This window comes from Collinsella sp. LCP21S3_A9 (genome assembly GCF_052118785.1).
GTDB lineage: Bacteria > Actinomycetota > Coriobacteriia > Coriobacteriales > Coriobacteriaceae > Collinsella.
This window is the reverse complement of record NZ_JBQKGN010000009.1, coordinates 38902-51315: the sequence shown is the minus strand read 5'-3', so window position 1 is coordinate 51315 and position 12414 is coordinate 38902. Positions and strand designations below refer to the sequence as shown.

At 59.7% G+C, this 12414-nt stretch carries 9 protein-coding genes; 6 read left to right on the top strand and 3 right to left on the bottom strand.

The annotated features are described in order from the left end of the window. Window positions 1-41 precede the first annotated feature (41 nt). Window positions 42-1235 (top strand): tyrosine-type recombinase/integrase, encoded by a 1194-nt coding sequence (locus ACTQ05_RS05420; RefSeq protein ID WP_441538239.1) that lies wholly within the window; start codon window positions 42-44, stop codon window positions 1233-1235. 165 nt (window positions 1236-1400) lie between these two features. Beyond that, window positions 1401-1847, top strand: a complete 447-nt coding sequence (locus ACTQ05_RS05415) for a low molecular weight protein-tyrosine-phosphatase (RefSeq protein ID WP_441538237.1) — start codon at window positions 1401-1403, stop codon at window positions 1845-1847. Between the two features lie 154 nt (window positions 1848-2001). Here ACTQ05_RS05415 and ACTQ05_RS05410 read toward each other — a convergent pair whose 3' ends face one another. The 3 genes from ACTQ05_RS05410 to ACTQ05_RS05400 all read right to left on the bottom strand — a co-directional run bounded on the left by ACTQ05_RS05410 (window position 2002) and on the right by ACTQ05_RS05400 (window position 4692). Beyond that, entirely contained in the window at window positions 2002-3363 is a 1362-nt protein-coding gene (locus tag ACTQ05_RS05410; protein WP_432317693.1) for an ATP-binding protein, read from the bottom strand. 182 nt (window positions 3364-3545) lie between these two features. Beyond that, window positions 3546-3875 (bottom strand): TIGR04076 family protein, encoded by a 330-nt coding sequence (locus tag ACTQ05_RS05405; protein WP_427747806.1) that lies wholly within the window; start codon window positions 3873-3875, stop codon window positions 3546-3548. Then, entirely contained in the window at window positions 3868-4692 is an 825-nt protein-coding gene (locus ACTQ05_RS05400) for a PfkB family carbohydrate kinase (protein ID WP_441048922.1), read from the bottom strand. Before ACTQ05_RS05400 ends, ACTQ05_RS05405 begins: the two co-directional genes overlap by 8 nt. A gap of 675 nt (window positions 4693-5367) precedes the next feature. Here ACTQ05_RS05400 and ACTQ05_RS05395 point away from each other — a divergent pair. The 4 genes from ACTQ05_RS05395 (at window position 5368) to ACTQ05_RS05380 (ending at window position 12216) form a co-directional block, all read left to right on the top strand. Next, window positions 5368-5874 (top strand): MarR family winged helix-turn-helix transcriptional regulator, encoded by a 507-nt coding sequence (locus ACTQ05_RS05395; protein ID WP_441538235.1) that lies wholly within the window; start codon window positions 5368-5370, stop codon window positions 5872-5874. Continuing rightward, window positions 5867-7681 carry an ABC transporter ATP-binding protein gene (locus tag ACTQ05_RS05390; RefSeq protein WP_441538233.1) on the top strand — a complete coding sequence of 605 codons (1815 nt, stop codon included), beginning with the start codon at window positions 5867-5869 and terminating at the stop codon, window positions 7679-7681. Before ACTQ05_RS05395 ends, ACTQ05_RS05390 begins: the two co-directional genes overlap by 8 nt. After that, window positions 7674-9593: an ABC transporter ATP-binding protein gene (locus tag ACTQ05_RS05385; protein ID WP_441538231.1), complete on the top strand. Its 1920-nt coding sequence runs from the start codon at window positions 7674-7676 to the stop codon at window positions 9591-9593. The genes ACTQ05_RS05390 and ACTQ05_RS05385 overlap by 8 nt, the downstream gene beginning before the upstream one ends. A gap of 475 nt (window positions 9594-10068) precedes the next feature. Further along, window positions 10069-12216 (top strand): Tex family protein, encoded by a 2148-nt coding sequence (locus ACTQ05_RS05380; protein WP_441538229.1) that lies wholly within the window; start codon window positions 10069-10071, stop codon window positions 12214-12216. Window positions 12217-12414: the final 198 nt, after the last annotated feature.

Sequence of the window (12414 nt, the reverse complement as noted above, 5' to 3'; positions counted from 1 at the left end):
CATCGTTTGCGAGGCTCCCTTCATAGAGAAAGGAGGCTCACATGGCCGAAAGAAGAGACAGCAAGAATCGCATCTTGAGGCCCGGAGAGAGCCAGCGCGCTGACGGCAGATACATGTACAGGTACACCGACTCCAACGGCAAAAGACACGCTGTCTACAGCTGGACGCTTACCGATAAGGACTTCGCTCCCAAGGGCAAGAAGCGGGGCACATCGCTTCGAGCCCAAGAGAAGCAGATCGAATTCGATATGCTCAACCAGGTCGTTCCCAATGGAAACAACCTTACGGTTCTCAGCCTTGCGGAAGCGTATACGTCTCTGCGAGCCGGGGTGCGGAGCAGCACCCGCGCCGGCTACAAAACGGTGCTCAACGTCCTGCGTAAAGACCCTTTTGGGTCTCGTCGCATCGACAAGGTGACGTTTGCGGAGGCCAAGGCGTGGCTCGCGCGTCTTCAAACCGTGGATGGTCGCGGCTACAGCAGCATCCATTCGATTCGGGGCGTCCTTCGCCCCGCCTTTCGAATGGCCGTCGAAAACGACTGGATTCGAAAGAACCCCTTCGACTTTGAGCTGGCCGCGGTCGTGGTGAACGATTCGGTGACACGGGAAGCGCTGACGCGGAAACAAGAGCGCAGGTTCCTTGAGTTCGTCAAGGCCGACCGTCACTACTCGCGTTATTACGAGGGCATCTTCATCCTGTTCAAAACCGGGTTGAGGATATCCGAGTTCTGCGGCCTGACAATTGCCGATATCGACTTCGGGGCGCGACGCATTCGGGTCGAGCGGCAGCTACAGAGAACGAGCGACATGCGCTACGTGATCCAGGAGCCGAAGACCGAGAAGGGCATCCGGTTCGTCCCGATGTCCGATGAGGTTGCCGAGTGCTTTCGCAAGGTCATCACGCAGAGGCCCGCGCCGGAAAGCGAGCCCGAAGTCGACGGTATTAGCGGCTTTCTGTACTTGGACAAGAACGGTATGCCCTTGGTCGCCTTGCATTGGGAGCACTACTTCCAGCGCATCGTCGCCAAGTTCAACTCGATCTACAAGGAGGAGATCCCCAAGGTGACACCTCATGTCTGCCGTCATACGTTCTGCAGCAACCAGGCTCGCGCCGGGATGAATCCCAAGGTGCTCCAGTACGTGATGGGCCACAGCGAGATCGGGGTGACGCTCAACACGTACACGCATCTTGGCTTCGAGGAGGCTCGCGAGGAGATGAACCGGCTATCCGCCTAAACATGCGTGGTGTACGGAGCTCGGTTTTACACCATTTCCTACACCGCATCGGGATGAAAAAACCGGTTCGTATATGAGAGGACGCGTTTTACGGAGTATCGGAAGTCGAAGTAGGATATATGCTGTTATCTGCACTTTTGCTCATATATGAAAGGGTTTGGGACGATGCATAGAATCCTCTTCGTCTGCCACGGCAACATCTGCCGCTCGACGATGGCCGAGTCGGTGTTTACCGAGCTCGTGCGCCGCGCTAGGCGCGAGGTGGAGTTTGTCATCGATTCCGCCGCGACCTCGACCGAGGAGCTTGGCAACCCGCCACACCACGGCACCGTTGCCAAGCTGCGCGAAGTCGGGATTCCCGTCGTCGCCCACCGCGCACGCCAGGTGCGTCGCGCGGAGTATGGCGACTGGGACCACATTGTCTATATGGACGACGAGAACGCGCGTGGCCTGCGTCGCATCTTTGGCGACGACCCCGACGGCAAGATTACGCGCTTGCTCGATTGGACCGAGCGGCCCGGCGACGTGGCCGATCCCTGGTACACCGGCAATTTCGATGCCACGTACCGCGATGTGCTCGCCGGCTGCACGGCCATGCTCGAGCAGCTGTAGGCAAGCGAGGTCGCGGGCCACGCCTTCGGCGCGAAACAAGCGCGGATAATCTTCCACATGAAAAATGAGCGTGGGTTTTCTCCCACTTTGAGCGTTCAAGTGCGCTCTAAACGGGAGAAAACCCACGCTCATGAATGTGACAAAGGGACTAGCCCTAGACCGGCTTGACCTCCAGCTTTATCCCCTCGGCGCAGGAGTCGCCCAAAACATCCGAAAGGGCCCAGGTCGCATATAGCGGCAAATAGAGAACTGCTCCGTTGCGCTCAACGTTGCCTCTCGAGAAAACAATCCCGAGCCTTACGCCATATTCAGCCGTATCAAGCACATGACCGAGCGCTGCGTGCGCGTGGTAATAGGAGCCCGATTTAACCTCGATCGGAACAGCCGTCCCATCCGGTCCATCGACCACAAAGTCCACTTCACCGCGCTTTTTTGTCTGATAGTAGTAAAGCTGGCGATTTTGGGCAGCCAGCTGCTGGGCCACCACGTTTTCGTAAATGCCGCCCAGATTGGGCTCCTTGCTATCAAGATACGCCGCTTGGGCGACTCCAACGGGGTAGCGCGCCATCAACATGCCCGTATCCGATTGATAGAGCTTGAACTGCGATGGCCGTGCCGTCTTGAGCAGGGGCGATTTTGGCTCGGTTACGATATCGGCTTTGAGAGCAACGCCGGCATCGACAAGCCATACAAAATCTCGCTGATACTTCTCGTAGTGAGCCTTGGGGTCAATGGAATTGAGCACGAAGCGCTTGTTTTCGCCCTCGAGCATAATAGGGAGCTGATCGTAGATGCTCTGCACCTGAAGGGCTCGCCCGCTTGCATACTTGGAGATATCCCGCCGGTACTGTTCATTGAGCTCTGACTGTAGCTGACGAACAGAGGCAAGGTCGCCCTGCGTGTCAAGGAAACGCTGCACGACCTCCGGCATTCCGCCGACAACGGTATAGGTCCTGAAGTTTGCCATCATCGCGTCATGAATGTAATCAGGAATGGGCCTCTCGCTGATACACGCGTCACGTATCGTTTGGCGAGCCCCCTCGCTCACCCCGATTGCCCAGCAAAACTCCTCAAAATCGAGCGGGAACATCCTAAGCTCGTGGACATACCCCACGGGATAGGACCTGACGCCCTTGAACTGAGTCCCGAGCATTGACCCCGAAAACGCCCAACGGCACCTCCCGTCCTCAACAAGGAACTTTGCCATCGTCATGATGTCGGGGGCCTCTTGGACCTCATCGATAAACACGAGCGTTTTGCCCGGCGCAATCGACTTTCCCGAAAGAAGCGTCACCCTGCTGATGAAATCATCGGCATCCCGCGCCTCGAGAAGAGCATCTTTTGCCTGGCGGTTTTCCATGAGGTTAAGCTCGATGTAGGTTGCATGGTTGGCTTTGCCAAATGCGCGAATCGAATAGCTTTTGCCAATCTGGCGAGAACCCGTAATGAACAAGGCCTTTTGCTCGGAAGACTTCAGCCAACGCTCCAGCTCTGCCGCTATTTTCCTGCGCAGCATAGGCTCCCCCTCAGTGTCATCAAATGAAATGCAAAGTTTTATACGCTTAATTATCGATGAAACGCAGAATTTTTAGAACCTAAAATCGGATGAAATGCAGAGATTTGAGATTATAAGCAAAAAGAAGGGGCACCACCGGCGAATGTGGCAAATGGACTGTCCCTTTGCCACATTGCGCTCAACTACTCGTCGACGATCTCGGCAAGCCAGACGTTCAGCGTATCGACCTCGGGGCAGCAGAACTTTGCCGTGCCGGGCTCGTTGCCGGGCACAGTTCCGCCATAGCGCAGAATGTCGATATAGGGAAAGCCAACGTGACAGGCCATGGCGCACATCTTGCCGCGATCGCGGTCGAAGTCGAAGACGTCGCCCGGCTTGTGACCATGGTGGCAGCGACACGTCCCCAACTGGTCCACGCAGCTCACTCGGATACGCGGACGCTTGCCCCGCGGCGCGCCGAGTGGCTTGTTCTCGCCCGCAGGCCTGATGCCGCCCTCGCCAGCATTACTCATGGTCAATCACATCCAGGCAGGCCTCGATGGGAAGACCGGCCGACTTGTCCTCTTGGTCGGCATTGCGCTCGATAAGCTCGGCCACCACACGCATGGCATCGGACGTCGCGCGCTGCAGACTCCAACCTGCCATAACGCGGCCGACGAGCACTGCCGAGAACGTATCGCCCGTGCCCGGGAAATAGACCGGAATGAGCTCAAAGGGAATCGTAAAGTACTCCCCCGCTACATGGTCGTAACCGATAACCGCGTTCGTGCCATTGACCACGGTGCTCGTAATGACCACCGACTTGGCACCCAGCTCGCGCACGGCGTCCACAAGGGCGCGGGCCTCTTCGGGCGTAATTTGCTCGGCAATAGGCCTATCGGCAAGCAGGCACGCCTCGGTATAGTTGGGCACCGCGTAGTCTGCGCACTCCAGCAGGTGCCGCATAAGGCCAATCGTGGACTCGGGCACGCCCGCATAGAGCTTGCCGTTGTCGCCCATGATGGGGTCGACGAACACCTTGGTGCCCTTTTGCGCACGGCGGTGGCAAAAGTCCGAGATGATGCGCGTCTCTTCCTCGGTCACGATAAAGCCGGTCGAGATGGCGTCGAACTCAAAGCCGAGTTCTTCCCAGATGGCAAGACTCTGACGCACGTACTCCGTGGTGTCGTGGATGTAGAACTTGGGATAGTTGAGCGTATCGGACACAAGTGCCGTCGGCAGATTGTGGATACGGTAACCCATGTGCGACAGCACCGGCAGCATGGCGGAAAGCGCGACCTTGCCGTAGCCGCACATATCGTTGATCAGCAATAGCTGAGTGTTCTTCATGAGTGTCCCCCTTGGATCGGGCGCGGCGCAACGGCGCCACAGTGCAACTAAGTGTAGCGCAGGGGACGTTGCGAGCGGAGTCGAGCGGCACGAAGGGCAAATTGTTGCGGAAAGGTTTCGGAAACGAGGGGCTAGCTTGCTTCATTGCGGCTCATTTGCCGCCACTTATTCAGTGCCATTTCAAAACTATGCCGGATTACGGGGCTGAACCTGAATGAGCCAACCACACCCCTTATTTTCAAATCATAGCGAACCTTCTACCTGCGGTTTTCTTTTTACCAATTTCGGCATGGTCGGCAATCCGTCATTCAGCCCCGTAATCCGGCATAGTTTTTAAGTTAGTCGTTGGGGACGTTCTTAAACGACTAGTCAAACAAGAACGTCCCCAACGACTATCCCAACAAGGGCAACGCCGATGTTTTGGCGAAGTCAGCGAAAACCCGCCAGAGTGAGCAAGGTGCCTTGAAACGAGGCGGCATTGACCTTCTGGTCATGCCGCCGAAGTTGAAAGGCAGATTGCCGCTCTGGCGGGTTTGCAGCGTCGAGCCGTTACGCGGTTTGGTAAAACCGCGTAACCACTAGTTTGGTACCTTGACATTGATTTCTCACGCTCCTAAATTGGTTAGGCACAAAACAATTCCACTACCTAACTAAAGAAAGGAGCAGCACTAATTTATGTGCGATGAACCTCTTAGCCTTTGTTCGCACGAGCCCGGCGGCGACCCGTCACAGCCGGCGGATGTATCCGAAGCGGTTAGCTCGGAAGACAAGCTTGCCAAGCGCATCCTCAATAACCTGGGCTTTTGCGGCCATTACATGCATTTTCATGGCGGAGGCGTGTCCGGCAAGGCGCCCATCATCTGCCTACTGGCCAAGCAGCCCGGCGGCGAGATGTCGCAGCAGGAACTCGGCATGCACTTCGGCCTCAAGCCGGGGTCGCTTTCCGAGATCCTGTCCAAGCTCGAGCTCAACGGCCTCATTGAGCGCAGCCGTAACCCCAAGGATCGACGGCAACTCACCATTCGCCTGACCGAAACCGGCCGGGAAAACGCCCGCATCGACCAGGCGGCCCGCATCCGCTTTAGAGAACGGGCCTTTAGCGCGCTCACCCACGACGAGCGCGAGCAGCTCGCCGAAATGCTCGATAAAGTCCGCAAAACCTGGGAGGAACTGGATGATTAAAACCCTCATGGGCAGCATCCGCGACTATATGAAAGTCACCGTTGCCACGCCGTTGCTCGTGCTTGGCGAGGTGCTCTGCGAGATGCTGATTCCATTTATCACCGCCAACCTGATCGACGCCATCAAAGACGGCGCCACCGTAGCCGAGATGCTTCCCACCGCGGGCTTTTTGGTGCTCATCGCGCTGACGTCGCTTGCCTTTGGCGCCGCTGCCGGCGTCACCTGCAGCCATGCGAGCTGCGGGTTCGCCAAGAACCTGCGTCACGACCTGTTCTACAAGATCCAGACGTTCAGCTTTGCCAACATCGATGAGTTCTCGACCTCCTCGCTCGTCACGCGCCTGACCACCGATATCAACAACGTGCAGCAGGCCTTTATGATGATCATCCGTATCGCCGTGCGCGCGCCGCTGGTATTGATCTTCGCCTTTACCATGGCGTTTATCATGGGCGGCAGCGTTGCCATGGTCTACCTGGTTATCATTCCGCTGCTGGGCTTTGGGCTGTTCTTTATCATCTTTAAGGTGCGCCCCATCTTCTCGCGTGTGTTCCACAAGTATGACGCCCTTAACGAGTCCGTCGAGGAAAACGTCACCGGCATGCGCGTGGTCAAGAGCTATGTGCGCGAAGACTTTGAGAAGGAGAAGTTCGCGACCGCCGCACGCGACGTCCAGATGGACTTCACCCGCGCCGAGAAGCTGCTGGCCTTTAACAACCCCATGATGAACATCTGCGTCAACGGCGCGTTCGTCGTCATCATCTACCTGGGCTCCAAGCTCATCATCACGAGCCAGGGCACGCTGTTCGACGTGGGCCAGCTCTCCTCGATCTTTACCTATGGCTTCCAGATCCTTATGAGCCTGATGCAGCTGTCGATGATCTTTGTCATGGTAACTATGGCCGACGAATCGGCGCACCGCATTACCGAGGTGCTGGCCGCCGAGTCCACGATCGCCGATCCCGCCGAGCCCGTGCTCGAGGTGGCCGACGGCTCCATCGACTTTGACCACGTGAGCTTTAAGTATTCTGCGCATGCGAAGCGCCAGGCGCTCGACGATATCGACCTGCACATTACGAGCGGCGAGACCATCGGCATCATCGGCGGTACCGGCTCGGCCAAGTCCACGCTTGTAAACCTCATTGCCCGCCTGTACGACGCCACCGAAGGCACCGTGCGCGTGGGCGGCGTGGATGTGCGCGACTACGACTTGGACGCCCTGCGCCACCAGGTCGCCATGGTGCTGCAGAAAAACGTGCTGTTTAGCGGCACCATCGCCGAGAATCTGCGCTGGGGCGACCCGAACGCCACCGACGAGGAAGTCCGCGAGGCGGCACATCTGGCCTGCGCCGATGAGTTTGTCGACGGCTTCCCCAAGGGCTACGACACCTGGATCGAGCAGGGCGGCTCCAATGTTTCCGGCGGCCAGAAGCAGCGCCTGTGCATTGCGCGCGCCCTGCTGCGTCGCCCCAAGATCTTGATCCTGGACGACTCCACCAGCGCCGTCGACACCAAGACCGATGCCAAGATCCGCGCAGGGCTGGCAAGCTATCTGCCCAACACGACCAAGCTCATCATCGCCCAGCGCATCAGCTCCGTGCAGGACGCAGACCGCATCATCGTCATGGAGGGCGGCCGTATCGCTCAGATCGGCAACCATGACGAGCTGCTCAAGACGAGCGAGATCTACCGCGAGACCTTTACCTCGCAAAACAAGATGTCTGCCGAGGGCGAAGGGGCCGTCGAGGCCGACACCGAGGCATCCGCAACGCAAGCCCAGAACCAGGAAGGAGGCGAGGCACATGAGTAAGGCAACCACCGCCGAGCACGCGCTCAACCGCAAGAGCGGCACCATGTCGCGCCTCATCAAGACGCTCTTTGGCTTCTACCCCGTGCTTTTGCCCCTCGTCGTCGCCGGCGTGGTGCTCTGCGCCGTCATCAACTCCATCGGCGCGACCTTCCTTCAGAGCGCCCTGCAGATTATTAGCGAATCGTGGCAGTCGGGCGATTGGGAAGCCGCACAGCCCAAGATCGCGCAGCTCGTGACCACCCTCGCCTGCATCTACGGCGTCGGCATCCTGTCCTCGCTGTTCTGGAACCGCACCATGGCCATCATCACGCAGGGCTCGTTGGAAAAGCTGCGCGAGAAGATGTTCAACCGCATGCAGGACCTACCGATCCGATACTTCGACACGCACCAGCGCGGCGACATCATGAGCCACTACACCAACGACATCGACACGCTGCGCCAGATGATCAGCCAGTCGCTGCCCAACCTGCTCATGACGATCATCGTCATCGTCACGGTGTTCTTTATCATGCTGTACTACAGCGTGTGGATGTGTCTGGTGATTATTGCCGGCGTCGCCTTTATGACCTTTATGACCAAGCTGCTCGGCTCCAACTCCGCGCGCTTCTTTATTGCGCAGCAGACCGAGCTCGGCGTGGTCGAGGGCCATATCGAGGAAGTTATGAACGGCCAGAAGGTCGTCAAGGCATTCTGCCACGAGTCTGCCGCCGAGGCCGATTTTGACGAGCGCAACGAAAAGCTCTTCGAGGTCTCGCAAAAGGCCAACATGTACGCCAACATCCTCATGCCCATCCTTATGAACCTGGGCAACCTGCTCTACGTGCTGGTCGCGCTGGCGGGCGGCATTTTCCTGGCGCTGGGCGTGCCCAACCTGAGCATCTCGGGCATGACGCTGTCCATCGCCGTCGTGGTGCCGTTCCTCAACATGACCAAGCAGTTCTGCGGACAGATCGGTCAGATCTCGCAGCAGATCAACGCCGTGGTCATGGGTCTCGCCGGCGCCGACCGCATCTTTGAGCTCATCGACGAGAAGCCCGAGACCGACGAAGGCTACGTGACGCTCGTCAACGCGCAGGTGAACCCCGATACCTGGCAGCTCGAGGAGGCCGACCACCACACCGGCATGTGGGCATGGAAACACCCGCACCGTGCAACCGGCGAGATCGAGTACGTACCGCTGCGCGGCGACCTGGTCATGGACAACGTCGACTTTGGCTACACGCCCGACCACGAGGTGCTGCACGGCGTGTCCGTGTTTGCCAAGCCGGGCCAGAAGGTCGCGTTTGTCGGTGCCACCGGCGCGGGCAAGACGACCATCACCAACCTCATCAACCGCTTCTATGACATCGCCGACGGCAAGATCCGCTACGACGGCATCAACGTCAACAAGATCCGCAAGGCAGATCTGCGCCGCTCACTGGGCGTGGTGCTGCAGGACGTGAACCTGTTCACCGGCACTGTGATGGACAACATCCGCTACGGCAACCTGGACGCCACCGACGAGGAGTGCATCGCGGCGGCCAAGCTCGCGGGCGCCGACGACTTTATCACCCGCCTGCCCGACGGTTACGACACCATGCTCACCGGCAACGGCGCGCAGCTGTCGCAGGGCCAGCGACAGCTGATTTCGATCGCACGCGCTGCCGTCGCCGATCCGCCGGCAATGATTCTGGACGAGGCCACGTCGAGCATCGATACCCGCACCGAGGCCATCGTGCAAGCGGGCATGGATAAGCTCATGGAGGGCCGCACGACGTTTGTCATCGCGCACCGCCTGTCCACCGTGCGCAACGCCGACGCAATCATCTGCCTGGATCACGGCCGCATCATCGAGCGTGGCAACCACGACGAGCTGATCGCCAAGCGCGGATATTACTACCAGCTCTATACCGGAGCGTTTGAGCTGGAGTAGCTCAAAACATCCCCTACGCTCCCAACGGAGCTCCCCGAGGGAGACGGGGTGTTTACTCCGTGCTCAAACATTCTCGCTTCGCTGCGAAACTGCGCGCGGAGCAAACACCCCCGTCTCCCTCGGGGAGCGCCTGCGCACACGGTCTTTTCTCGCAGCCTGAAAAGAAGTGGTGAGGCCCTGGCCGTTTGGCCAGGGCCTCGTTTTGTAAGGATGATTTGGGAGGTGGTGGAGGAACAGTCTTTTTGGGACGGGGCTAAATTAGCTGGTTCTCCATCCCAATATCGATGAATCAACAAATCGCAACTGAGCCCTAATCCAAAAACAGCTAATTTAGCCCCGTCCCAAAAAGACTGGTCAAGCTAACGGAACGCCGTAGCTAAAAAAGCCCCGTCCCAAAAAGACTGCTTTGGCAGAACGTCGGGTGGTATCCTTGGTAGCCCTGTGCTGCAAACGCACCTTAAACGCAAGGAGTCCCATGGATCTTATCGCCCAGCTCGCCCGCGAGCTCAACCTTAAGGCCGCCAACATCGAGGCAGCCGTCAAGCTCATCGACGAGGGCAACACCATCCCCTTTATTTCGCGCTACCGCAAGGAAGCCACGGGCGGCATGGACGACGTCGCCCTGCGCGCACTCGACGAGCGCCTGTCCTACCTGCGCAATCTTGAGCAGCGTAAAGAGGACGTCATCCTGCTCATCGACACCCAGGGCAAACTCACGCCCGAACTCGAGCAGCAGATTCGCGAGGCCACGCAGCTCCAGCGTGTCGAGGACCTCTACAAGCCCTACCGCAAAAAGCGCATGACTCGCGCGCAGAAGGCCCGCGAGGCAGGCCTTGAGCCGCTCGCCAACATGATCATCATGCAGGCCTCGGCCAAGGGCAGCGCACTCGACGCCGCCGCGGCATACGTCAACGAGGAGGCCGGCTTCGACACGCCCGAAAAGGCGCTTGCCGGCGCGGCAGACATCGTGGCCGAGACGGTGGCCGAGGACCCCGAGAACGTCGCCGACCTGCGCGCCTTTACGCAGAACACCGCCGACATCGTCGTCGAGGCCACCGACCCCACCGAGAAGACTCCCTACGAGCCGTACTACAGCTATGACGAGCCGCTGCGCCGTATACCCAACCACCGCGTGCTGGCTATCGACCGCGGTGAGCGCGAGGGCAAGCTCCGCGTGCGCGTGAACGTCGACGGCACTGCCGCCACGGCACGCCTCGGCAGCCGTTGGCCCCGACGCCAGGGCGTGTTTGCGCCCGTCTTTGATGCCGCCATCGCCGACGGTTACAAGCGCCTCATGGCCCCCTCGCTGGAGCGCGAGGCTCGCGCCAAGCTCACCGCCCGCGCGCAGACCGAGGCCATCAACGTCTTTGCCAAGAATCTCGAGGGCCTGCTCTCGGCACGCCCCGTACGCGGCGCCCGTGTGCTCGCACTCGATCCGGGCTACCGTACCGGCTGCAAGGTCGCCGTCATGGACGAGACCGGCAAGCTACTCGACCACGGCGTGGTCTACCCCACCAAGCCGCGCCACGACGTCGCCGGCACCAAGCGCGAGCTCGCCCGCCTCGTCAAGAAGGACGGCGTCAACACCATCGTCATCGGCAACGGCACCGCCAGCCGCGAGACCGAGGAAGTCGTCTCGGAGTTCATCGCCGAGCAGGCGCCTGGACTGCGATACACCATCGTCAACGAAGCCGGCGCATCGGTGTACTCCGCCTCCGAGCTCGCCAGCCAGGAGTATCCCGACCTGGACGTCACCGTGCGTGGCGCCATGAGCCTGGGCCGCCGCCTGCAGGACCCGCTGGCAGAGCTCGTCAAGATTCCGCCCCAATCCATCGGCGTTGGCCAGTACCAGCACGACCTTGACCAGGCCGAGCTTTCGCGCACCCTGGGACATGTGGTGGAGGACGTCGTCAACCGCGTGGGCGTCGACGTAAACACCGCAAGTGCGAGCCTGCTGGGATACGTATCGGGCATCACGCCGAGCGTAGCCAAAAACATCGTGGCCTACCGCGAGGAGAACGGCGCCTTTACCGATCGCCGCCAGCTCAAGAAGGTCCCCAAGCTGGGACCCAAGGCATATCTCAACGCCGCGGGCTTCCTGCGCATCAGCGGCGGTAAGAACCCGCTCGATGCGACGAGCGTCCACCCCGAAAGCTACGAGGTGGCCACGGCCGTCCTGGAGCGTGCGGGTGTGGCGGCAAGCGAGCTCAGCCGCGGCGGCGTGCCCGACATCGAGCGGCGCACCGGCAGCATCTCGGCGCTGGCAAGCGACCTGGGCTGCGGCATCCTCACGCTCATCGACATCGTAAACGAGCTCAAGAAGCCCGGCCGGGACCCGCGCGACGACGCGCCCGAGGTGGTCTTTAGCCGCTCAGCACTTTCCATCGACGACCTGGAACCCGGCATGGAGCTCAAGGGCACGGTGCGCAACGTTGTGGACTTTGGCGCCTTCGTCGACGTGGGTGTGCACCAGGACGGCCTCGTGCATATCTCCAAGCTGGCCAACCGCTTTGTCAAGCACCCCAGCGACGTGGTGCGCGTCGGCGACACGGTCAAGGTGTGGGTCGAAAAGGTCGATCGCGACCGCAAGAAAATCTCCCTCACCATGGTGCAGGGCAAATAGCCGCCAAAGCGGACGTCCCCCTCTTCGCGGCGTGCAAAATTGCGAGTATTCAGCATCTCCCGATAGCCCCGCGGCGCTTCAGAGGGCCATAAAAGCAAAAACGGCCCCCGTTTTGGCGTTTTAGGGCCAAAACGGGGGCCGTTCCGCGCTTCAACCAGCTGGTAAAAGTCTTTACCATGCTGAAAACTCGCGATTTTG

Coding starts and splice junctions, on each gene's coding strand:
- ACTQ05_RS05420 (WP_441538239.1), top strand. CDS start 42: ATGGCCGAAAGAAGAGACAGCAAGAATCGCATCTTGAGGCCCGGAGAG.
- ACTQ05_RS05400 (WP_441048922.1), bottom strand. CDS start 4,692: ATGAAGAACACTCAGCTATTGCTGATCAACGATATGTGCGGCTACGGC.
- ACTQ05_RS05405 (WP_427747806.1), bottom strand. CDS start 3,875: ATGAGTAATGCTGGCGAGGGCGGCATCAGGCCTGCGGGCGAGAACAAG.
- ACTQ05_RS05395 (WP_441538235.1), top strand. CDS start 5,368: ATGTGCGATGAACCTCTTAGCCTTTGTTCGCACGAGCCCGGCGGCGAC.
- ACTQ05_RS05410 (WP_432317693.1), bottom strand. CDS start 3,363: ATGCTGCGCAGGAAAATAGCGGCAGAGCTGGAGCGTTGGCTGAAGTCT.
- ACTQ05_RS05380 (WP_441538229.1), top strand. CDS start 10,069: ATGGATCTTATCGCCCAGCTCGCCCGCGAGCTCAACCTTAAGGCCGCC.
- ACTQ05_RS05415 (WP_441538237.1), top strand. CDS start 1,401: ATGCATAGAATCCTCTTCGTCTGCCACGGCAACATCTGCCGCTCGACG.
- ACTQ05_RS05385 (WP_441538231.1), top strand. CDS start 7,674: ATGAGTAAGGCAACCACCGCCGAGCACGCGCTCAACCGCAAGAGCGGC.
- ACTQ05_RS05390 (WP_441538233.1), top strand. CDS start 5,867: ATGATTAAAACCCTCATGGGCAGCATCCGCGACTATATGAAAGTCACC.